Source organism: Rothia sp. CCM 9419, from assembly GCF_048512815.1.
Lineage (GTDB): Bacteria > Actinomycetota > Actinomycetes > Actinomycetales > Micrococcaceae > Rothia.
The window spans coordinates 13,343-34,647 of sequence record NZ_JBLXXY010000004.1 but is presented as its reverse complement, the minus strand read 5'-3'; the positions used below and the strand labels follow the sequence as shown (position 1 = coordinate 34,647).

The 21,305-nt window shown below is 48.0% G+C and carries 19 protein-coding genes, 1 tRNA gene and 2 riboswitches; of the genes, 8 read left to right on the top strand and 12 right to left on the bottom strand.

Annotation, left to right across the window (positions count from 1 at the left end):
• Window positions 1-71: 71 nt before the first annotated feature.
• The 9 genes from gcvP to ACN08W_RS04785 form a co-directional block, all read right to left on the bottom strand.
• Window positions 72-2,921, bottom strand: coding sequence for an aminomethyl-transferring glycine dehydrogenase (gcvP, locus tag ACN08W_RS04825; RefSeq protein WP_419108932.1), 2,850 nt, complete (start codon window positions 2,919-2,921; stop codon window positions 72-74).
• A 50-nt stretch (window positions 2,922-2,971) separates the two neighbouring features.
• Window positions 2,972-3,085, bottom strand: a riboswitch (glycine riboswitch).
• Window positions 3,086-3,187: riboswitch (glycine riboswitch) on the bottom strand.
• Between the two features lie 128 nt (window positions 3,188-3,315).
• Window positions 3,316-3,963 (bottom strand): N-acetyltransferase family protein, encoded by a 648-nt coding sequence (locus tag ACN08W_RS04820; RefSeq protein ID WP_419108931.1) that lies wholly within the window; start codon window positions 3,961-3,963, stop codon window positions 3,316-3,318.
• A 172-nt stretch (window positions 3,964-4,135) separates the two neighbouring features.
• Window positions 4,136-4,510 (bottom strand): 50S ribosomal protein L7/L12, encoded by a 375-nt coding sequence (gene rplL, locus ACN08W_RS04815; RefSeq protein WP_419100893.1) that lies wholly within the window; start codon window positions 4,508-4,510, stop codon window positions 4,136-4,138.
• Between the two features lie 120 nt (window positions 4,511-4,630).
• The gene (gene rplJ, locus ACN08W_RS04810; RefSeq protein WP_419100894.1) at window positions 4,631-5,131 is read right to left on the bottom strand and encodes a 50S ribosomal protein L10; all 501 of its coding nucleotides are present in this window, start codon (window positions 5,129-5,131) and stop codon (window positions 4,631-4,633) included.
• A 398-nt stretch (window positions 5,132-5,529) separates the two neighbouring features.
• The gene (gene rplA / locus ACN08W_RS04805; protein ID WP_419100895.1) at window positions 5,530-6,225 is read right to left on the bottom strand and encodes a 50S ribosomal protein L1; all 696 of its coding nucleotides are present in this window, start codon (window positions 6,223-6,225) and stop codon (window positions 5,530-5,532) included.
• Between the two features lie 121 nt (window positions 6,226-6,346).
• Window positions 6,347-6,775, bottom strand: coding sequence for a 50S ribosomal protein L11 (gene rplK, locus ACN08W_RS04800; RefSeq protein WP_419100896.1), 429 nt, complete (start codon window positions 6,773-6,775; stop codon window positions 6,347-6,349).
• A gap of 298 nt (window positions 6,776-7,073) precedes the next feature.
• Window positions 7,074-7,856 carry a transcription termination/antitermination protein NusG gene (gene nusG, locus ACN08W_RS04795; RefSeq protein WP_419108930.1) on the bottom strand — a complete coding sequence of 261 codons (783 nt, stop codon included), beginning with the start codon at window positions 7,854-7,856 and terminating at the stop codon, window positions 7,074-7,076.
• Between the two features lie 58 nt (window positions 7,857-7,914).
• Window positions 7,915-8,181 carry a preprotein translocase subunit SecE gene (secE, locus tag ACN08W_RS04790; RefSeq protein WP_419100898.1) on the bottom strand — a complete coding sequence of 89 codons (267 nt, stop codon included), beginning with the start codon at window positions 8,179-8,181 and terminating at the stop codon, window positions 7,915-7,917.
• Window positions 8,182-8,266: 85 nt separating this feature from the next.
• Window positions 8,267-8,339 (bottom strand) — tRNA-Trp (locus ACN08W_RS04785).
• Between the two features lie 326 nt (window positions 8,340-8,665).
• Between ACN08W_RS04785 and ACN08W_RS04780 the strand changes: the two genes are divergently transcribed.
• Both ACN08W_RS04780 and ACN08W_RS04775 read left to right on the top strand, forming a co-directional pair.
• On the top strand, window positions 8,666-9,871 hold the full coding sequence (locus ACN08W_RS04780) for a pyridoxal phosphate-dependent aminotransferase (RefSeq protein WP_419102944.1): 1,206 nt from the start codon (window positions 8,666-8,668) through the stop codon (window positions 9,869-9,871).
• A gap of 228 nt (window positions 9,872-10,099) precedes the next feature.
• Window positions 10,100-11,131 carry a 6-phosphofructokinase gene (locus tag ACN08W_RS04775; protein WP_419102945.1) on the top strand — a complete coding sequence of 344 codons (1,032 nt, stop codon included), beginning with the start codon at window positions 10,100-10,102 and terminating at the stop codon, window positions 11,129-11,131.
• A gap of 87 nt (window positions 11,132-11,218) precedes the next feature.
• On the opposite strand, the gene ACN08W_RS04770 is transcribed toward ACN08W_RS04775, so the two are convergent.
• From ACN08W_RS04770 to ACN08W_RS04760, 3 genes are all read right to left on the bottom strand, one after another.
• Window positions 11,219-12,355 carry a YgfZ/GcvT domain-containing protein gene (locus ACN08W_RS04770; protein ID WP_419108929.1) on the bottom strand — a complete coding sequence of 379 codons (1,137 nt, stop codon included), beginning with the start codon at window positions 12,353-12,355 and terminating at the stop codon, window positions 11,219-11,221.
• Window positions 12,356-12,358: 3 nt separating this feature from the next.
• Window positions 12,359-13,042 carry an FABP family protein gene (locus ACN08W_RS04765; RefSeq protein WP_419102947.1) on the bottom strand — a complete coding sequence of 228 codons (684 nt, stop codon included), beginning with the start codon at window positions 13,040-13,042 and terminating at the stop codon, window positions 12,359-12,361.
• 274 nt (window positions 13,043-13,316) lie between these two features.
• Window positions 13,317-14,066, bottom strand: a complete 750-nt coding sequence (locus tag ACN08W_RS04760) for a hypothetical protein (RefSeq protein WP_419102948.1) — start codon at window positions 14,064-14,066, stop codon at window positions 13,317-13,319.
• A gap of 217 nt (window positions 14,067-14,283) precedes the next feature.
• On the opposite strand from ACN08W_RS04760, the gene ACN08W_RS04755 reads away from it, so the two are divergent.
• The 6 genes from ACN08W_RS04755 to ACN08W_RS04730 all read left to right on the top strand — a co-directional run bounded on the left by ACN08W_RS04755 (window position 14,284) and on the right by ACN08W_RS04730 (window position 21,264).
• Entirely contained in the window at window positions 14,284-14,958 is a 675-nt protein-coding gene (locus ACN08W_RS04755; RefSeq protein ID WP_419100904.1) for a winged helix-turn-helix transcriptional regulator, read from the top strand.
• Between the two features lie 132 nt (window positions 14,959-15,090).
• Window positions 15,091-16,173 (top strand): mycothiol synthase, encoded by a 1,083-nt coding sequence (gene mshD / locus ACN08W_RS04750; protein ID WP_419102949.1) that lies wholly within the window; start codon window positions 15,091-15,093, stop codon window positions 16,171-16,173.
• Between the two features lie 63 nt (window positions 16,174-16,236).
• Window positions 16,237-18,477, top strand: a complete 2,241-nt coding sequence (locus ACN08W_RS04745) for an RNA degradosome polyphosphate kinase (protein WP_419108928.1) — start codon at window positions 16,237-16,239, stop codon at window positions 18,475-18,477.
• A 125-nt stretch (window positions 18,478-18,602) separates the two neighbouring features.
• Window positions 18,603-19,598, top strand: a complete 996-nt coding sequence (locus ACN08W_RS04740; protein ID WP_419102951.1) for an NUDIX hydrolase — start codon at window positions 18,603-18,605, stop codon at window positions 19,596-19,598.
• Window positions 19,599-19,773: 175 nt separating this feature from the next.
• Window positions 19,774-20,598, top strand: coding sequence for a thymidylate synthase (locus ACN08W_RS04735; RefSeq protein ID WP_419102952.1), 825 nt, complete (start codon window positions 19,774-19,776; stop codon window positions 20,596-20,598).
• Window positions 20,599-20,631: 33 nt separating this feature from the next.
• A complete protein-coding gene (locus tag ACN08W_RS04730) occupies window positions 20,632-21,264 on the top strand; it encodes a dihydrofolate reductase (RefSeq protein ID WP_419102953.1) in 633 nt (210 codons plus the stop codon).
• The last annotated feature ends 41 nt before the right edge of the window (window positions 21,265-21,305 follow it).

Genomic DNA, 21,305 nt, shown 5'->3' with positions numbered 1-21,305 from the left:
ATGGGGTTCGGAGGTGGGGCAAACATCATTATTTACCCCACCTCAGACATATTTTGAGCCGATTAACTCAGTTAGTGTGTTTCAGAAGCAGATGATTCCATCTCAAAAGCTTCCATAGGTGGGCACTGGCAGATAAGATTACGGTCGCCACCGGCACCATCAATACGCCCAACCGAGGGGAAGTATTTTTGATGGCGCAAAGAAGACACCGGATAAGCAGCTTCAGAACGAGAGTACGCCCGATCCCAGGTATCTGCAGTAACGACATCAACCGTATGTGGAGCATTGCGCAAAAGTGATTCTTCGACACTCACTTTTCCGCTGATGACATGCTGAATCTCATCGTAGATACAGCTCATGGCGTCGATAAAACGATCAAGTTCTTGAAGGTCTTCAGATTCCGTTGGTTCAACCATCAATGTACCAGGTACGGGGAACGCCAAAGTTGGTGCATGGAATCCGTAATCCATCAGGCGTTTACAGATATCTTCGGCAGTGACGCCACTAGCCGCGGTTAGCTCACGCACGTCAAGAATGCATTCATGTGCGACCAAACCATGGTCTCCGGTGTACAGTACCGGATACTTATCCCCCAGTTTTTTAGCAATATAGTTTGCGTTAACGATGGCAGTTTCAGAGCTGGAACGAAGCCCTTGAGCACCACTCATGGCAATATACATCCACGAGATGGGAAGTACCCCCGCAGAACCGTACATCGCTTGAGAAATCGGTAGGGGCGAAGACTCTTTATCGTTGTGGTAGGCGTTTGTGGGCAAGTAGGGTGCGAGGTGTTCTCTCACACCGATAGGGCCGACACCGGGACCTCCTCCTCCGTGAGGAATAGCGAAAGTTTTGTGAAGGTTCAGATGTGATACGTCTCCCCCGAATCGTCCGGGTTGGGATAGGCCCATCTGCGCGTTAAGGTTTGCACCGTCCACGTACACTTGTCCGCCGGCTTCGTGAACAAGCTGGCAGACTTCAACAACTTGTTCTTCAAATACACCATGAGTTGACGGGTAGGTAATCATCATTGCGGCGATAGTGTCACCGTATTTTTCAATTTTGGCGCGGAGGTCCGCCACATCGATAGAGCCATCTTCTGCCGTAGCTACACCAGCAACAGAAAGTCCAGCCAGAGCAGCAGAAGCAGCGTTAGTGCCATGGGCAGATAACGGGATCAGGACGACGTTGCGTTGTTCTTCTCCACGCGCTTGGTGGTAAGAACGAATGGCGCGTAGCCCTGCGTATTCTCCAGATGCACCAGAGTTTGGTTGCATGGACAGAGCATCGTATCCGGTAATTTCGACGAGCCATGCAGAGAGCTCCTCGATGAGCTCTAACCAGCCTTGAGCTTGTTCAGCTGGTACAAGTGGGTGAATACCAGCAAATTCTGGCCAAGAGATAGGCTCCATCTCAGCAGCAGAGTTAAGTTTCATGGTGCAAGAGCCCAGAGGAATCATGGTGCGGTCCAGAGCAAGATCTTTGTCAGAAAGCTTACGAAGATAACGCATCATGGCAGTTTCTGAACGGTAACTATGGAACACCGGATGCTGCATGTAATCGTCATCGCGTAGCAATTCAGCAGGCATGGGGTATTGTTCTTCTGCGCTCTCTTCTACGAGAGTTCCGCCGAGTGCTTCCACAAGGCTCCGTAGAGTGTCTTCATCATGAGATTCACCGATGGAGATGCTGATACGGTCACTGTTGATTTTACGAATGTTGATGCCGGCTTCAAGTGCAGCAGCAACAAGTTCGTCAGCACGTGATGGTGCGTCGAAGGCGACAGTATCGAAGAAGTCTTGATGCACGAGTTTGAGTCCAGTTGCGCTCAGGCTCTGGGCAACACGTGAAGCGTTGCGGTGCAGACGACGAGCAATCTCGCGGAGTCCCTCTGGCCCGTGATAGAGAGCGTAAGCTCCAGCGACAATGGCGAGTAGAGCCTGTGCAGTACAAATGTTACTGGTGGCTTTTTCACGGCGGATGTGCTGTTCACGAGTTTGTAGCGCAAGACGATAGGCGGGTTTTCCGGCGGTATCTTGTGATACTCCGACCAGACGCCCCGGTAAAGTTCGTTCCATGCCTTTACGGGTTGCCATGAAAGCTGCATGGGGTCCACCAAAGAAGAATGGTAAGCCAAAGCGTTGGCTGTTACCGACGCAGATATCTGCACCAAGTTCACCGGGTGAACGTAAGAGTGTTAGAGCTAGTAGATCTGCTGTTACGGTGACGAGCGCTTGTCGTTGGTGGGCTTGGTCGATGAGTTCTTTAATGTCTCGGGTGTGTCCATCATGGCTGGGGTATGCGAGAACGATACCGTAAAGGTCGCCTTCTGGAAGCCCGTCGGAGAAGTCAGTTACGACCATGGGAATATCGAGAGCTTCGACACGTCCACGAACGACGGAAAGAGTTTGAGGTAGGCATCGGGAGTCGATGGCGAAGAAACCGTTTTTAACTTTGCGGTTTGCGCGGTGCATCATCACGACGGCTTCTGCTGTAGCAGTTGCTTCGTCCAAGAGTGAGGCGTTGGCAATGTCTAGTCCCGTCAGTTCCATGACCGTATTTTGGAAGTTAAGTAGTGCTTCTAAACGGCCTTGAGAGATTTCAGGTTGGTAGGGGGTGTAGCTGGTGTACCAGCCGGGGTTTTCGAGGATATTTCGACGTAGTACGGCAGGGGTGACGCTATCGTAATAACCGGCACCAATCATCTGAGTTTTGAGAATGTTGTGAGATGCGTATTCTCGAAGTTTTTTGTGGGCTTGTTCTTCGCTGAGGGGTTCGGGGAGGTTGAGTTCTTGCTCCATCCGAATATTTGCTGGTACGACGTCTGCAATAAGTGCTGAGAGTGAGTCGTAGCCGATGGTGCTCAGCATGGCGCGGAGGTCTTCAGCTCGTGGCCCTAGGTGACGGTCAATAAATAGCATGGGATATTCTCCTGGTCTGATAGCACCTCAAAGGTGAGAGTGCGCTAAGACCTCCCCGCTCTGTTTCTGACCTGAGAGTTTTAGTCTGCACTGATGACGGTTGGGTTCATCAGCATAGATTTGCCCCTTCGGTGGAGAATCGTGTTTTCTCCTCTTCAGAGTTGCCTGGCTCAGCGGTACTTTGTGCCTGAGAGTTTCCTGGGGAGGATTTGCTCCTTCGGCGCCACCGTATTGGGTATTTTGGTGGTCTCTCCCGCTGCGCATAACAGCATATATATTTGTTAAAAGTCTGCCACATCACATCCAAAAAATATATGTTTTTCTGGCCGTGTTCTTGTATTAGGCACCTTATGTCATGGCGAGGGGAACGCTTCTTCTCATCTGTCAAGAATGACTATTTAGTTGATGAAGTGGGAAGATGTTCGTCGATGAGGCTCACCGGCGCTGGGTGCCACATGCCAACAGCCGGTTTACCACCTTTAAAAGCGCCGAGTTCGGTGAAGCCATGACGACGGTAGAGAGAAGCGCTACGGTAGGTTGAAGCTTCAAGATAAGACCCGCACCTGCCAGTGCGCGCTAGCCGATAGTCAAGCAGTGCACTACCTGCCCCGCAAGAACGAGCAGATTCGTGAACACCGATAGTGTAAAGATACCAGTGGTCAAAAGCTGGTCGAGCACGTAAAAGTTTGATTTCGGTGATGACGGCACTAAAGAGTGAACGCCCTAAGAGTTTCGCATATTGAGGTAGGGCACGCAGGTCTGCCAGCAGGTTACCTTTTTGCCCTTCAGGGCTGAGCCAGAGTGCTGCCCCAAGGATTGTGTCATTTTCATCGACGGCGATGTCTATTTTGCCTTTAGAAGCGTAGGTGTTACGAATCTGGAATTCAAAGAGCTCACGTATTTTGGCTCCTTGATGAGTTCCACCCATGGCGTGACTCATGACGGGGTCATGTTCAAAAGCGTTTGTCAGTGCTTCGATAGCGCCTGCATAGTCAGCTTCTGTTGCTTCGCGGACAGTAAAATGGCGGTTTTTTTCTGACATATCCGGTTTTCCCCTCATGTATCTTTACCGACATTCTATATACCAAAAGGGATGAGTTGCTCGTAGAATAGCCGTCTTTAGTTCGTGTTGTGACAGGTATCTTAAAACGCCACTGGGCAGTACCGCCAAAGCGATACTGCCCAGTATTACAAAGACTCTTGTCAAGAACCGATTACTTAAGGGTAACGGTTGCGCCTGCGCCTTCGAGCTGTTCCTTAGCCTTTTCAGCGTCTTCCTTGGAAGCGCCTTCGAGAACAGCCTTAGGAGCGGAATCAACGAGGTCCTTAGCTTCCTTCAAACCGAGGGAGGTAAGGGCACGAACTTCCTTAATAACTGCGATCTTCTTGTCGCCAGCGGATTCGAGAACTACGTCGAATTCGTCTTTTTCGTCAGCTGCAGCTTCGCCGCCAGCTACACCAGCTACTGCAACAGGAGCTGCTGCGGTAACGTCGAATTCTTCCTCGAATGCCTTAACGAATTCGGAAACCTCTACGAGGGAGAGTTCCTTGAAAGCTTCAATGAGTTCTTCAATGGAAAGCTTAGCCATGATTTTGGCTCCTTCTTATGATCAGGTGTAGAGCTTTTGTCTACATATGAAATCTGTGGGGTTGCTCATCGCTAGATGAGCGAACTAGTTGAACGGATGCTAAAACATAATCGTTGAAGATTATGCTTCTGCTCCTTCTTGCTCTTCTAGCTTGATGCGTAGTGCGTCTACAGTGCGTGCAATCTTTGCGAGAGCACCCTTTGCGCCACCTGCAACCTTTGCAAGGAGAACCTCGCGAGATTCAAGGCTTGCGAATTTGTCAACACCAGCAGCGTCGAGAGCTTCACCTTCGTAGTAGCCGCTCTTGACCACAAGCTGGGGGTTTTCTTTGGCGAAGTCACGCAGTGCCTTTGCAGCGTCAATGATTTCACCGTCGATGAAAGCAATTGCGCTAGGACCTGCAAGCTGGCCTTCGAATGCGTCGATTCCAGCTTCCTTAGCTGCAATAGCAGCAAGGGTATTCTTCACCACAGCATATTCAGTCTCAGCACCGAGTGCACGACGAAGCTGCTTGAGCTGTGCAACGGTGAGACCGCGGTACTCAGTGAGGATGACTGCGTTTGAGCGTTCGAAGCGTGCCTTCAGCTCGGAAACAGCAGAAACCTTTTCCTGTGTCGCCATGGTATTCCTTCCGATTCTTGGTCACCGGTAAAGCGTCTAAGATGCCTTGAGGCAAAAAAATAACCTCGACGCGTAAGCGACGAGGTATACCTAAAGTTTTGACATACTCATATTCTATGAGCATATGAGAACTATAGATAATATTCGTTCACCTACGCTGGCGGTTCTTAGAGAACTCTTATCATTTTGACGAGCCTTAAGCGTGTCAAAAATCAGACCGGCGGTCTTTGGTTCTTCTATCAAACCACATCTGCCACACTCTGCGCAACCTCTACTACTCACATGGGATAGGAGTCACTTAAATGAGTGGATTTCTCTTAAACGACGTTGGCTCGCACCGATATTGGTACGAGCCAACGAAGAATACTTTCTTGTTATAGAAAATATTTATGAAGTCCTTAGATAGCAACCACGGAAGGGTCAATCTGTACACCAGGGCCCCATGTAGGAGCAACAGTTACCTTGGAGATGTAACGGCCCTTTGCAGAGGAAGGCTTCAAACGGTGAATTTCTTCAAGAGCTGCCTCAAAGTTCTGGGTGAGCTGTTCAGCAGTGAAAGAAGCTTTACCGATAATGAAGTGCAAGTTTGCGTTACGGTCAACGCGGAAGTCAATCTTTCCGCCCTTGATGTCGTTAACAGCCTTTGCAACATCCATGGTTACGGTGCCGGTCTTGGGGTTAGGCATGAGGTTGCGAGGGCCAAGAATCTTACCCAAGCGACCAACTTTGCCCATCATGTCAGGGGTAGCAACTGCTGCGTCGAAGTCAGTCCATCCGCCAGCAATTTTTGCGATGAGTTCGTCAGAACCAACGAAGTCTGCTCCTGCTGCTTCTGCAGCTGCTGCTTTATCGCCAGCGGCGATAACAACAACGCGAGCGGTCTTACCGGTGCCGTTTGGCAAGTTGACGGTACCGCGTACCATCTGGTCTGCCTTACGGGGATCTACGGAAAGACGCATTGCAACCTCAACGGTTGAATGTGCTTTTTCAGAAGAGATGTCTTTAACAAGCTCAATTGCCTCAGCGGCGGTGTAAAGCTTGCCCTCTTCAATTTTGGCTACAGCTGCCTGATACGCTTTGCTGCGCTTTGCCATCTGCTTTTCTCCTTATGCAGTTGTGGTCTTTTTGAGTCGCGCTCGACTCTGCCACATACCCTTACGGGTGATAAATACTTTCAAAAACCAAAAATTATTTTGGGTTATTTAGGCGGTGAAGTTACTTAACTTCAATACCCATGGAGCGTGCAGTGCCCGCGATAATCTTTGCTGCTGCATCGATATCATTTGCGTTGAGGTCAACCATCTTGGTTTCCGCAATTTCGCGAACCTGAGCTTCGGTAATGGAACCAACTTTGTTGGTGTGAGGAACACCGGAGCCTTTAGCAACGCCAGCAGCTTTCTTAATCAAACCAGAAGCTGGAGGGGTTTTGGTCACGAAGGTGAATGAACGGTCTTCGTATACGGTGATTTCTACAGGAACGATGTTTCCACGCATGGATTCGGTTGCAGCATTGTATGCCTTGCAGAATTCCATGATGTTAACACCGTGCTGACCCAATGCAGGGCCAACGGGAGGAGCCGGGTTAGCGGCACCAGCCTGAATTTGCAGCTTAATGAGGCCTGCGACCTTCTTCTTGGGAGCCAATGTTAGGTCCTTTTCTTAGCTGTTGAACCAACGCACAGGAGCGTGACGCTGGCGGGTGACAGTCGTGGCGCGACCGTCGATATGCGTAGGCGCAAGCGTAAACGCGCGCATACAAACCACAATTCTAACGGGTTATGAGATATTTACCAAGAAAAAGGCTCAAAATATAGTGTCTCATTCAACACAAAGAATAAAGCCTATTTCTTACACCCAAAGCTTTTATTAAAAAGATGGGGTGTTCCATACACACGTACAGAACACCCCATCGTGAGAGCTTTATCAAAAACTCAAAATGGTTTTAGACTTTCTCAACCTGCGAGAAAGATACCGTTACAGGAGTCTCACGTTCGAAGACAGAGATGAGAAGAACCAATGAAGAAGATTCTGGCTTAATCTCAGAAATGGTTGCTGGGTACCCCACGAATGGGCCGTCTTTAACATTGACGGTTTCTCCGACTTCGTAATCAACCTCAATTTGAGGCTGAGGAGGTTCAATGTTGCCAGCCTTCGCCTGTTCTTCAACAAATACCGGAGCCAACATATCGATGACTTCGTTCAAACGTAGTGGAACAGGGTTGTAGGCGTCAGAGCCGACAAATCCGGTAACACCGGGAGTATGGCGAACAAGACCCCATGACTCGTCGGTTAGTTCCATGCGCACAAGAACGTAACCGGGAATACGAACACGGCGAACAATTTTTTCGACAGTGTTTTTATATTCTTTGACTTCTTCCATAGGAACTTGTACTTCAAAGATGTAATCTTCCATGTTCAAAGTCTGCGCACGAGATTCGAGGTTGCCTTTAACCTTGTTCTCAAAACCAGCATAAGTATGAACGACAAACCAGTCGCCTTCTTGACGACGCAATTGAGATTTAAAAGCCTCTAGAGGGTCAACCGCTGGCTCAGAGTCAACAGCAGATTCTTCCTCAGAAGTTTCTTCTGAGCTTTCGAGGGTTTCTTCTTCTGAGGCGTTAACGTCTAGAGCGTCTTCTGCCTCGACCTGCGCGTCATCAGCGGTAGCCTGCTCAGAAACCTCAACAGCTTCCTGCGCTTCGTGTGCAAGTTCCTGCTCGGACACGGTTCTCCTACTTTCTCTTGAACTTATCTGGCTCTATTAGTTGCAGATTCTTAAAAGTTTACTTAATTGTTCCGTTTCCGAAAATCCAGAACGCAGCCTGACCAAATAGATAATCAAGACCGAAGATGAGAAGAATCATGAAAGTAACGAAGCCCAAAACAATAATGACGTAGTTGACGAGCTCTTTACGAGTGGGAGTCGTAACTTTTTTAAGTTCGCTAATTACTTCACGAATAAATTGGAAGATACGCGCGAAGATTCCGCGACGTTTTGTTACGCCGTCCTCTTGAGTGGCGGCGGTTCCGTTAGTGGCAGTTTCAGCCATGGCAGGCCCGCCCCTTTCTGCTTAGGTCCATCTCAAAAAACGTCTAGATTAACGCCTTTTTATTGAATTCTTTACGGAGCTATTGCAGGGCGGACAGGACTCGAACCTGCAACCTGCGGTTTTGGAGACCGCTGCTCTACCAATTGAGCCACCACCCTTTGAACTTTCGTTCATGCACTGCGTTGAAAGTCATAGACATTTCAGACAGCACGGTATTGTTCGGTTGCGAACAACAAAGACTACTGTAAGGGATTATTTTGTCTTTGGCAATTCCAGCAACACTTTTTATTGCATATTTCACGTTCAAATAAGTGCTTTTAGCGTCCAGAAAACCATTATTGCACTGTAAAACATCTGTTTTTCTTAGAGTTTATCTCGATAGGCTCTCGTCACGGCACCCGAAGATTGTTTAGCATGGTGATACGAGCATATTTTTCAAGCAAAGTGCCGTTAAGAATTGCGGTACAGAAAGCGGGTCTCGACCATGACTACCCAACGTATTTCCCCCCGTATTGGAGCTATTGCCCCTTCTGCAACTTTGGCTGTTGATTCCAAAGCAAAAGCTCTTATCGCACAGGGTAGACCAGTCATTGGATTTGCTGCAGGAGAACCAGACTTTCCCACCCCCGATTACATCGTTGAGGCAGCAGCGCAAGCACTCAAAAATCCACAGAATTTTCGGTATAGCCCAACGCCCGGCCTGCCAGCACTCAAAGAAGCAATCGTCAAAAAAACACGACGTGATTCAGGCGTTGATATTGAGGCTTCTCAAGTTGTTGTCACCAACGGCGGAAAACAAGCAGTCTACGAGGCTTTTGCAACCGTTATCGGAGACGGGGATGACATCCTCTTACCAGCCCCCTATTGGACAACGTATCCAGAAGCTATTCGTCTTGCTGGAGGAAATCCCATCGAAGTTTTTGCTGACTCGCATCAAGACTACAAAGTCAATGTAGAGATGCTCGAAGCAGCTTATACTCCTGCCACGAAAGCCCTTATCTTTGTTTCTCCGTCAAACCCTACCGGCTCGGTATACACCCCTGAAGAGACAAAAGCCATTGGAGAATGGGCACTGTCAAAAAAGATTTTTGTTATCTCTGACGAAATTTATGAGCACCTCACCTATGACGGCGTTCAAGCAACTTCTATCCTCAAAGCTGTTCCAGAGCTGGCCGACTACGCCATTATTCTCAATGGTGTTGCAAAAACCTATGCGATGACGGGTTGGCGTGTTGGTTGGCTTTACGGCCCTGCCGACGTTGTTAAAGCGGCAACGAACCTACAATCTCACTTGAGCTCTAACGTCAATAACATTGCACAACAGGCTGCACTTTGCGCTGTTTCGGGCCCTCTTGATGCAGTGCATTCTATGCACGAAGCCTTTGACCGTAGACGAAAGGTCATGGTTGCAGGTCTTAATGCTATTGATGGTGTTTTCTGCCCAACTCCTCAAGGTGCCTTTTACGCTTATGCAGATGTTCGCGGGCTCTTCGGCAAGAGTATCGGAGGGGTCAGTATTGACAGCTCAGCAACTCTTGCAGAAGTAATTTTAGATCAGGCAGAAGTAGCTGTTGTACCGGGTGAAGCCTTTGGTCCTTCCGGTTATCTACGCTTATCGTACGCGCTAGGAGATGATGATTTAGCCGAAGGTTTGGGCCGTATTCAAAAGCTTTTAGCTACTGCGGTGTAGGTATTTGTGGTTGATGGGGTATATCACCTGATTCAGACACACCAACAACTCCCACAACTACCCACATAACACCAAATTCATTACAATAGATTGAAGGATAGGTTTCCGTAGAAACTCTTGATTTTTCAGGTTTTACTTTAGGTAAAACACACACAAATTCAAGGTGACGCAGAAGCAAAAAACATAAAAACCCAACTTTACGTTGTGGGACTTTAGGAGACGCACGTTATGAAAATTGGTCTACTCACCTCCGGTGGCGACTGCCCAGGACTCAACGCCGTCATTCGCGGCGCTGTACTTAACGGAATCAAAACATACGGACACGAGTTCGTTGGATTCCGCGACGGCTGGCGTGGCGTTGTCGAAGGAGATTATATGGATCTCCCCCGTACCAAGGTACGCGGTCTAGCACGCCAAGGCGGAACAATTCTCGGAACCTCCCGCACCAACCCGTTTGACGGACCACACGGCGGACCCGAAAACATCGAAATCATGATGGAACGCAACCACATCGACGCTATCGTCGCCATCGGCGGTGAAGGAACCCTCGCCGGCGCTAAACGCCTAGCAGATGCAGGACTACCTGTTGTTGGTGTTCCCAAAACAATTGATAATGACCTCCAAGCAACGGACTACACCTTCGGATTCGACACCGCAGTATCTATCGCAACCGATGCAATGGACCGTCTACGCACCACCGGCGAATCTCACCACCGTTGCATGGTTGCAGAGGTGATGGGGCGTCACGTTGGATGGATTGCGCTACATTCTGGTATGTCTGCAGGCGCTCACGCCGTCCTGATCCCAGAACAAAAAGTTTCGATGGAACAAGTTGCAAAGTGGGTCAGCGAAGTTCACGAACGCGGACGCTCCCCCTTGGTTGTTGTCGCAGAGGGCTTCATCCCTGAAGGGTTCGATGAAGTACTGCACAATAAAGGCCTTGAAAAAGACGGTCGCCCACGTCTTGGCGGTATCGGAGAATACGTCACCCAAGAACTCGAACGTATCACCGGAATTGAAACGCGCAACACCATTCTTGGTCACATCCAGCGAGGTGGAGCACCTACCGGTTTTGACCGCGTTCTGGCAACTCGTCTTGGTATGGCAGTTATTGATATGGTTCATGACAAAGACTGGGGCAAAATGGTAGCTCTCCAAGGCACCGACATTAATCGCGTAGACCTCTCAGTAGCACTTGACGGACTAAAAACTGTTCCGCAAGAACGCTGGGATGAAGCTAAAGTTCTCTTTGGACGCTAAAGAATAAAGCCACCTCATAAAAGCTGAGGGCTTTGGGTGTATTACCACAAGTAATACACCCAAAGCCCTCAGTCGTATCACCAAAGTTTATTCTTCACGACGTAAGAATTGGCGACGTTCTTGGCGCCCAACAGCTTGCCCTGCATCAGCAGAGACGATGACAGTCTGAGCCGCTGCATAATGAACTTCGCCAGCACCCTCCAGCTCATCAACAATACGCAACGGAGCTTGAGGATCCACAGAGCGTTTAATAACGGCTAGCGCAATAGGCCCCGCTTCCCAATGCTGAGCGACAGAAGTGATAACCCCTACTTTCCGAGTGTTGAAATACACGCCAGCGCCAACAGTTGGCAGAGTATGTTCAGAACCATCTAAGTCAAGAAAAACCAAACGTCGAGGAGGGTGCCCGAGGTTATGTACACGAGCAACCGTTTCTTGACCTTTGTAACAGCCTTTAGAAAGATGCACTGCACTTCGCAGATAATCTAGCTCATGAGGAAGGCTCTTATAATCGACTTCTGTTGCGTATCGAGGTCTCCACGCTTCAATACGTAACGCTTCAGCAGCCCACATGCCTACAAGCTCGCAAGCACTAGCAATATCTAGGAGTTCTTCACGAGGGATAATAGACATGAAACGTTGGTAGTCGCAGGCAGGATGTTCTTGTGCGTCTATTTCGGTGTAACTGACTCCCCCAGCACAAACACTATGCCAAGGGTCTTCCCAACACGGAGCTTTCGAGAGAGCCTCCGGCACCTGAGTATTCGTACGAGGGTCATCCCAAGAACACAGCACCGCATAGTCTTCGCTGACATCAGAAACCGTCACATCAAGCATAAATTTCATAGAGTTGAGGTACTCGCTCAATGGCTGATTCTGTTGTGGTTCGCATATTAGCCAGAGTTTCTCCCCATCTTCAAGAACATACGGGGCATACTCAATACGCCCTTGTGGGCTAAGTAATAGCAACTCGGTACTATGGTGAGCAGATAGCCCCGAAAGTTCTTGTGAAGAGAGAGAACTAAGCCAACGATGCCGGTCAGACCCACCAACGGTAACTACCCCAAGATGAGAATAATCAGCAATGACATGGTGTTCAGCGCCTAAGCTGATACGTCGTTGCTCTCTAATGGGGTCACCATAATGTGCCGCTACGGGTGCGTCTACGCCAGAACCAGCAAATACGCCGTATGCCTGATGAAGAGGGCTAAGGTACTCTGACATCTTCTAGTTCTCGGTATCTTTCGAAGAGTCTTCGGAAGTTTCAGCTTCGGTGTTAAAGACATGTCCGCCAAGGTCCAGACCGCTCATGGAACCTGTTTTGCGTAGTTCTGCTGAAGCATGTTTATGGAGTTTTCCCTCTTGATCAGCAATTTCCCAATCCCACATGAGGTTTCCATTGACCAGACCCCAAAGACGCACTGACCCAGCGTATTCTTTAGAGATTTCATCGCGCATGAGGTTTCCGGTTTGCATACGAATAACAGGGCCTTTAATGAGCCCTACATAGTTTTCGCTAATACCGCCGGGGTGAGTGATAGCAGCAAGAATGTTAAACCCGTCATCACCGTTACGTAGTTTTTCAACTGATTCGGCGTCAGGGTACGCAGGTACGATGTCAGCAGGTTTGAGTCCTGGGCCAACATCTGCATCGCATTGGGTTCTGTCAATCTGCCAGAAACCAGTCTCTACTGTGAGCGGGCGCAGTTTATTTCCGTCATCGTCAAGGAGGAAGGACTCTGCACGGTATTCAACGAAGGGTAAACCATCTTGTGTAAATGTCATGATTTGTCCAAATGGTGTTCCGTTTTCTTCGTCGTACCATAAGGTTCCGGTACCTTCCCACGTGCCAAGAAGCCATGAGAGTGGAACAAGTTCGGGGGTTAAATTACTGGGAATTTCAATAGGCATGGTTCTAGTCTATAAGCCATCATAATTTTGCGCGATACTACAGCTACATCAACAAAAAACTTATATTTTCTGGTGTTCAGAAGAACGCAATAAAAAAGAGGTGTCAACGCTCTACAGTGAGCGTCAACACCTCTCATAGAGTCGACGATTGGAAAATATTATTTTTGCCCTTTAAAAAGCCCTCGAACAACAGCAAACATGCTTCCGAAGATGCATGCCCCCGATAAAGCTAATAGGCAAAGAAAGAAAATTTCTAGTGCAACGTTCATGGGCTTCACCCTATCATAGATGTGAGCATAATCGCGATAACATAGCTGATGACTCCCACAAAGGCTACCGGTGTAACACCCAATGTTACGGCCCCTCGTCGAGGCCCTTCTTGAGGCCCAGCAGAGACAAGACGCGCACCAACTAACGCTGTTAATACGCAGACGATAGTCCCCGCCACCATCATCGGCAACGGAGAATGAGTGCTCTGATACACATTAGCCAGCCCTACCCATCCGGCAACGGAAACAGAAGCGAGAACGCCGGTAGAGCACGCTATCACCGACTCTAATCTGCCGCGAGCGCCTTCGCCTCGAGAAAGCTCAATTAGGAAGCTTGCAACGACGCCTAACGCTGCAATGGCAGGTAGGAGGTAGAGTCGCTGTTGTTGCGTGTGGATGGTGAGAGTCATAGTGACCGCGCATAACCCGCTGAGCAGAATAATTACGGAATGAGAGTAGATTCTTCTGACTCGACGTAGTTCAGCCACGCCGGTTGCCGCAGGCCATCCTCCCGCAATAAGAGCCACTACCAAAAAACCGAATCCAGCAGTCAAGGTGGGGCTAAAAAAAGAAGTGACAATAAAGCATAGAAGAGAGAAAAATGCGCAGAGAGCTACAAGCCGATACCGTGAAGATGTTGTTCTTCCGATAGCGCCGATGCGCCCTGAATACATCACCTGATCACGGTGTTTTCTAAGTTGTGGGATGAAGTTTCGGTAGATGTAACCGTTTGTACGGTGGGGTGTTTTAGCCATATATGCCTATTTTCTCGCTGACCGTCGATATCTTCTCAAGTGCTTTCTGCAATGTCTTCTTAGGAACTACTCTACCTAGTGTTTTTCTTAAGAGGTGTATCCATATTCGGTTCACGTCGTGTTCAGTTCAATATAAGTTTTATATGATGGTCTACATATTGTTTTTGTAGAGTACGAACTCAACACCGTCCGATGTATCAAGGAGAGATAACGAAAGATGCTTCATATTCTTTTACTTTCGGATCTCTCTCCTTCTCCTGTTCAGGTGTTACCAGCTTTAGATTTGTTGAGTCACCGATGTGAACAGGCACCGTTAAATCTTTCTGTAGCGCAGATTGATACCGAAAATACTGATGTGGTGTTTATTGATGCCAGAGAGGCGCTTGTAACAGCTCGCAATACGGCTCAGCTTCTCAAGGCTGCCGGTTTAAGTGTTCCTGTTGTCATGGTGCTAACCGAAGGCGGTATGGCGGCAGTGTCTAACACGTGGATGGTCGATGATATTATTCTTGATTCTGCAGGGCCTGCAGAGTTAGAAGCACGTTTGCGTCTTGTCACCGCTCATATAGAGCAAGAAGTTGAAGACTCAACCGTGATACGAAGCGGTTCTGTCACTATCGATGAGGCATCGTATACTGCCCGTTTGCACGGGACTCCTTTGAACCTTACCTATAAAGAGTTTGAGCTGCTCAAGTTCTTGGCACAACATACGGGAAGAGTTTTTACTCGTAGTCAGTTGCTATCAGAAGTGTGGGGATACGATTATTTTGGTGGCACTCGTACAGTAGATGTGCATATCCGTCGTTTACGCTCAAAATTAGGGATTGAGCATGAGCACCTTATTTCGACGGTGCGCAATGTTGGATATAGTTTTAACGCTCCACGTTCCTAAACCGTTGAGAATCGTAGGTTATGCCCTGTTCACTGGTTGTTTAACGAGATTTTAGGGGATCTTCTCATCTCATTATGGCGTCTTGTTCGCTTCATAAACCATCACTCGCGGTAGAGTTAAGAGGATAGTTATTTGTCCTCTATATCTATACGTAAAGAATCCGGTGACGTTGTCATGTCTTATCGCGAAGTGCAAGAGTTTAACACCTGCACTGTTGCTCTCTCACGGTCAATACACGATTTTGCCCAATCTTTACTCAGCGTAGAAGGGACGTGCCCGTTCTCAGAGCAGTCTCTTCTTCTGGTCGATAGAATCTGCCATAGCTCAGGGCAAGAACCATCACCCATGGTGGGGGTCAGCATGTATGAGGGCACGACCCTCATAGGGGTGTTTCTTGCATTAAACATTGAAGGGACACAACTTCTTATAGAGGGGGGTGTGCACCCACAATATCGAGGGCAAGGTCTTGGTTCGGCGCTCACACAAAAGCTCTTTGAGCGTATCGACACAGATTACCCGCACTATACTCGCGTAGCGTGGGCGCATCAGGTTCGTGCAGAACAGGGCCAACAGCTCATTGAACGTTCTACGCATTTAGCGCAACGTCATGGCCTCGAGCCGGTACGACGTCTACACCAGCTTGAATTTGAGCTCACACCAAGCTCTCGTCAGCAACTATCAGAATTAGTTCAACACAACCCTATTTCAGCAGAATACACGGTGCGTCCGTTTATTCCAGGTACTGATAACCAGCAGTGGCTAGAGCTTAACGCTCAGGCCTTCGCACAACACCCAGAGCAAGGATCACTTACCGCAGAAGACTTAGCTCAAAGGCTCCACGCTGATTGGTTTAACGCTGAGGGTTTCTTACTTCTTGAAACCATACAGCCCCTAGAAGATGGCCAAAAACAGACACCACAGCTTGCAGGTTTTCATTGGACCAAAATACCGGCAGGACAAGAACATCAAAAGCTTCGAGAAGGCGAAGTCTATGTTCTTGCGATATCCCCTGAACATCAAGGAAAAAATCTTGGTAAGGCACTCTTATTTGAGGGGATGAACTATCTGGCACAAGTACGACTCAAAGACGGCTCGTCTTTGAACCGAATTATTTTATATGTCGATGAAGAAAACCATGCCGCGTGGAATCTTTACCGTCAGATAGGTTTTGAGTCTCTTTCTACCGACATTATGTATGCCATAACAGCACACTAAACACCTGAGCTCATTTTTATAAAACTTACATATACCCGTTGTTCTACCGTTGAAAGGAACATCATGGCCGAAAAAGTTCAGCGTCAGCGCCCGATAGATGTTGAGGAGAATTCTCAGCATATCGTCACAGATATTAGCAAAATCGAACGTGCAAAAACTCAAGGAGACCGCATTGAGGCGGTAGAGAAACTTGTGCTTCCAGATATTCAAGGAAACTTCGGCCCAGAACGTTTCTTAGATCGAGAAACAAGCTGGCTAGATTTTAATACTCGTGTTTTAGAGCTGGCAGAAGACCCCGATTTATATTTGCTTGAGCGTCTCAACTTCTTATCCATCGTTGGGTCAAACCTCGATGAATTCTTTATGGTGCGCGTAGCAGGCTTACGTCGACGTATTGCAACAGGTATTGCTGTTCCCACCCCTGCTGGCCTATCGGCAGACGCGCAAATGGAACAGATTGCAGACTCTGCCCATCAGCTGATGGAACGTCAGCACCGTTGTTTCCATCAAGAAATTCTCCCTGCGCTGGCACAAGAGAATATTTATCTTGTTCGCTGGTCAGACATCACCAAAGAAGAGCAAAAACGCCTCACCCAATACTTCTTATCTGAGGTATTTCCTATTCTTACTCCGTTGGCTGTAGACCCAGCACACCCCTTCCCCTATATTTCGGGGCTATCGTTGAATCTTGCGGTGGTTATACGTAGTCCGCAAAGCGGTAAATCCCTCTTTGCGCGCCTGAAAGTTCCCGATCAAATTGATCGTATGATCTCTTTAGATGGGTCTCGTGCGCTGAACTCTCCTTCACGTGAAGCACGTTTTATCTCCCTTGAAGAAGTTATCTCTCATAACTTGGATTATCTCTTCCCTGGTATGGAAATTGTTGAACAGCATGCGTTCCGTGTAACCCGTAACGAAGATTTAGAGGTTGAAGAAGATGATGCAGAAAACCTGCTCAAAGCTCTCGAAAAAGAGTTGCTCCGTCGTCGTTTCGGCCCTCCGGTACGTTTAGAGGTTGAAGACACTATCACCCCCTATACGCTATCTTTGCTCATCTCTGAGCTACGCATCGAAGAATCTGAAGTGTATAAGCTACCAGCGCCTTTAGATTTGCGTGGTATGAGCCCCATTGTTAAAGCTAATCGTCCAGCCTTGCATTACCCTAAGCATGTTGCTCACACTTCACGATGGCTCAATGAGAACGAAACCTCAAAAGCTGCAAAAGTTTTTGCGGCAACACGTTCACATGATGTGCTGCTCCACCATCCTTATGATTCTTTTGCAACGAGTGTTCAAGCATTTTTGGAACAGGCAGCTGCAGACCCGAATGTTATGGCCATTAAGCAGACGTTGTACCGCACTTCTGGAGATTCTCCGATTGTGGATGCGCTGATTGAAGCTGCTGAAGCCGGTAAACAGGTACTTGCTCTTGTCGAAATTAAGGCACGTTTTGATGAAGAAGCCAATATTAAATGGGCTCGTAAGCTAGAACGTGCTGGTGTCCATGTGGTGTATGGCATTGTGGGTCTTAAGACGCACTGTAAACTTTCGCTGGTTGTTCGTAAAGAAGGCGACAAGCTCCGTCGTTACTGCCATATCGGTACGGGTAATTATCATCCCTCTACTGCACGGTTCTATGAGGATTTGGGTCTGCTTACCTGTGATGAACAAATTACAGAAGATGTCTCACGTCTATTCAATCAGCTCTCAGGATATGCTCCCAAAACGAGTTATACGTCGTTGCTTGTGGCGCCACATTCTATTCGTTCTGGGCTGATTGAGCATATTAACCGTGAGATTGAACATCAGCTTGCTGGTCGAGAAGCAAAGATTCAGATTAAATGTAATTCCATGGTGGATGAAGCAATTATTGACTCTCTCTATCGCGCCTCTCAAGCCGGTGTTAAGGTCAATGTTGTTGTCCGTGGCATTTGTTCTTTACGTCCTGGAGTTCTGGGCTTATCAGAGAACATTCAGGTGCGTTCCATTTTGGGACGTTTCTTAGAACATTCTCGTGTGTTTACCTTTGCTAATGGTTCAGAACCGAAAATTTTTATCGGTTCTGCAGATATGATGCACCGCAACCTTGACCGTCGTGTAGAAGCGTTAGTCCCTATCAAGAATGAGGCCCACCAACAATATCTATTGGATATGTTTGACCTCTATGTTTCAGATAGCACCTCAAGCTGGCACCTTGATAGCCAAGGTACGTGGAAACGTCATTATCTGGATCAGGATGGCAATCCGCTAACAGATGTTCAATCCTATTATTTGGAATCTCGAGAGCGTCGACAGAGAAAATAATAACTTTTTAGAGTTTGAGTCGTAAGCGGATTATCATTTGTGCGCTTCGATTCTTTAGAATGTCTTGTGGAAGGTTTTCTTCCACAAGACATTCTTTGTTCACACACAGGTAAGGCCCCTCCGCTATGGCAAAAGAGTCGGTGTATTCTGCTCATCGTTGTGATGACGATTATTCGGTGACACGTGTTAGCGATAACGAAGTACCTGTTACGGCAGCAGGATGTATCGTCTGGCGTTATAAGCATGAGCGTTTAGAGACTCTCATCATCCACCGCCCTCGCTATGATGATTGGTCGTGGCCTAAAGGCAAACAAGATAGTGGCGAAACAATTGCTGAAACTGCTATCCGTGAAGTCCGTGAAGAGGTGGGGTTAGACGTTACGCTTGGGGTGCCTCTGGCCCGCACCGAATATCCTGTTAAACGTAAAACAAAACATGTTTACTATTGGGCGGCGGAAGTATCTGCTGCCACAAAACCTCACGCCGATATGGGTGAGGTAGATGAATTGCGCTGGGTCACGCCAGAACAGGCGTTTACTATGCTAACCAACGAAACAGATCAAGAACCTCTTGAAGCGTTAGTTCGTCTTTGGGAGCAAAAAGATCTTGCAACTCGTTCTCTTGTGGTGATTCGTCATGCAAAAGCTAAGCCACGTTCAACGTGGACTGCTGCCGAGGGGGAACGCCCGTTAGCGGCAACTGGTAAACGTCAAGCATTATCGGTATGCCGACTTTTACAAGCTTGGGCTCCTCAAAAAATTTATTCTTCACCGTGGAAACGCTGTATGCAAACAGTGGCTGCATACACTAAAAATACGGGTATCACTATTAAAGAGAAGTCTTCTTTGACGGAGGATTCTCATCATCGTCACCCTAAACGTGTTGTGCGTTTTGTGGAATCTCTTTTTGATAAAGAATATCCGGTGGCTTTGTGTACTCATCGTCCTGTTTTGCCGACGGTTGTTGAGGTTTTTGCGAAGAGTGTTCCTCAGTCTATAGCCAAAAATTTTCCTTCTCGTGACCCACGTTTAGAGTTAGGTGAGTTGTTGGTGCTTCATATCAGTAAGTTACGTCCTACGCGTATTGTATCGTGGGAGCGTATTCGTTCTTTTGACGACTAATCAGCTCACCATATTAGGTGTGTTGTTAACCTCTCTCTTTTTCTAGGAGAGAGGTTATTCTTATTTTGCGTAGGCTAAGATAACTGGTATCTAGTTTTATTGTTGTCTACCAGATTTTCCTATGTTCTCTTCTGCTCCAGCGTCTAACTCATCCATTCCTACATCCTGTGAAGATATGTCATCTGCACAGCCTGTTCCTACCCCTTATGAAGATTTATTAGCCGAGATTATGGAGCAGGGACAAGATAAAGCAGACCGTACCGGTACGGGTACACGCTCAGTTTTTGGTCGGCAGATGCGTTTTGATTTGAGGGAGTCTTTTCCCCTCATCACCACAAAACGTGTTCATTTTAAGTCGATTGTTTTAGAGCTTCTATGGTTTTTGCGCGGAGATTCTAACGTACGTTGGTTACAAGAGCGCGGTGTCACCATCTGGGATGAATGGGCAGATGAGAACGGTGATTTAGGCCCCGTGTATGGTGTGCAATGGCGTAGCTGGCCAACTCCTGACGGGCATAGTGTCGATCAGATTGCGCAAGTTATTGAGTCGTTAAAGAATTTTCCGGATTCTCGCCGTCATATTGTTTCGGCGTGGAACCCTGCAGAAGTAGACCAGATGGCGTTGCCTCCTTGTCACGCTCTCTTTCAGTTTTATGTTACTCACCGTCCAGATGGTGTTGATGAGTTAAGCTGCCAGTTGTATCAGCGTTCTGCTGATATGTTCCTTGGTGTGCCGTTCAATATTGCCTCCTATGCACTTTTGACGCATATTATTGCTAAAGAAGTGGGAATGGTTCCTGGTGAGTTTATTTGGAGTGGTGGAGATTGCCATATTTATTCCAACCACTTTGAACAGGTGAGAGAGCAACTTTCGCGAGAGGCTCGCCCCTACCCCACTTTAGAGATTCGTGATGCTACGTTAGAAACCTACGAGTACGAAGATTTTGAGCTTGTAGGTTATGACCCGCATCCAACCATTAAAGCGCCTATCGCCGTTTAGGCGTCAGGTTATTCTGGCTAAGGAATACCCGTTATGAGTAGTTTTGTTCTTCACGCTATTTGGGCTCAGGCAGCAAACCGGGCGATGGGACGTGAGGGCACTATGCCGTGGCATGTGTCCGAAGATTTGCGTTTCTTCCGGCAATGTACAACAGGGTCAGCTGTGGTGATGGGTCGTAAGACGTGGGAGTCTTTCCCCGAGGCGTTCCGTCCGCTGCCGAACCGTTTTAATATTGTTGTTTCTCGTTCTATTAGTGCTCCGGTTGAGCGTGATGGTGCGTTGTGGGTGGGTTCTTTAGAGCAGGCTCTTGAAGGTGCTGCTACTCCAGAAAAGTTTGACGTCGGTGTCCCCTGTCAGGCTATTTCAGAAGACGATGATACAGCGCAGAATATTTGGCTTATCGGCGGTGCACAATTATTTGAGCAGGCGCTTCACCGTACCGATTTACCGGTAGTACGTTCTGGTGCTGTTGAGCAGATTCTTCGCACCACCTTTGATGTTGCGGTAGAAGACGCTGATGTGTTCGCTCCCATCATTGATGAACAATCTTTTGCTTCGGTTGAGAGGGTCACTTCTTTCGTCAGTGAGCAGGGGTGGATTAGCCCGCGCGCCGGTGAGAAGAACAGCCCTGTTCGTTGTGTCATTGAGCGTCTTATTCGTTCATAATGCGGGGTGTTCTGACCAATATATGAACCGTAGGTTCGGTT

Excerpts from the sequence above, each read along its gene's own strand:
- ACN08W_RS04740 (WP_419102951.1), top strand. The coding sequence starts at position 18,603 with ATGGCAAAAGAGTCGGTGTATTCTGCTCATCGTTGTGATGACGATTAT.
- ACN08W_RS04745 (WP_419108928.1), top strand. The coding sequence starts at position 16,237 with ATGGCCGAAAAAGTTCAGCGTCAGCGCCCGATAGATGTTGAGGAGAAT.
- ACN08W_RS04820 (WP_419108931.1), bottom strand. The coding sequence starts at position 3,963 with ATGTCAGAAAAAAACCGCCATTTTACTGTCCGCGAAGCAACAGAAGCT.
- ACN08W_RS04730 (WP_419102953.1), top strand. The coding sequence starts at position 20,632 with ATGAGTAGTTTTGTTCTTCACGCTATTTGGGCTCAGGCAGCAAACCGG.
- ACN08W_RS04735 (WP_419102952.1), top strand. The coding sequence starts at position 19,774 with ATGTCATCTGCACAGCCTGTTCCTACCCCTTATGAAGATTTATTAGCC.
- rplA (WP_419100895.1), bottom strand. The coding sequence starts at position 6,225 with ATGGCAAAGCGCAGCAAAGCGTATCAGGCAGCTGTAGCCAAAATTGAA.
- rplL (WP_419100893.1), bottom strand. The coding sequence starts at position 4,510 with ATGGCTAAGCTTTCCATTGAAGAACTCATTGAAGCTTTCAAGGAACTC.
- ACN08W_RS04780 (WP_419102944.1), top strand. The coding sequence starts at position 8,666 with ATGACTACCCAACGTATTTCCCCCCGTATTGGAGCTATTGCCCCTTCT.
- ACN08W_RS04770 (WP_419108929.1), bottom strand. The coding sequence starts at position 12,355 with ATGTCAGAGTACCTTAGCCCTCTTCATCAGGCATACGGCGTATTTGCT.
- ACN08W_RS04760 (WP_419102948.1), bottom strand. The coding sequence starts at position 14,066 with ATGGCTAAAACACCCCACCGTACAAACGGTTACATCTACCGAAACTTC.
- secE (WP_419100898.1), bottom strand. The coding sequence starts at position 8,181 with ATGGCTGAAACTGCCACTAACGGAACCGCCGCCACTCAAGAGGACGGC.
- rplJ (WP_419100894.1), bottom strand. The coding sequence starts at position 5,131 with ATGGCGACACAGGAAAAGGTTTCTGCTGTTTCCGAGCTGAAGGCACGC.
- gcvP (WP_419108932.1), bottom strand. The coding sequence starts at position 2,921 with ATGCTATTTATTGACCGTCACCTAGGGCCACGAGCTGAAGACCTCCGC.
- ACN08W_RS04765 (WP_419102947.1), bottom strand. The coding sequence starts at position 13,042 with ATGCCTATTGAAATTCCCAGTAATTTAACCCCCGAACTTGTTCCACTC.
- ACN08W_RS04775 (WP_419102945.1), top strand. The coding sequence starts at position 10,100 with ATGAAAATTGGTCTACTCACCTCCGGTGGCGACTGCCCAGGACTCAAC.
- ACN08W_RS04755 (WP_419100904.1), top strand. The coding sequence starts at position 14,284 with ATGCTTCATATTCTTTTACTTTCGGATCTCTCTCCTTCTCCTGTTCAG.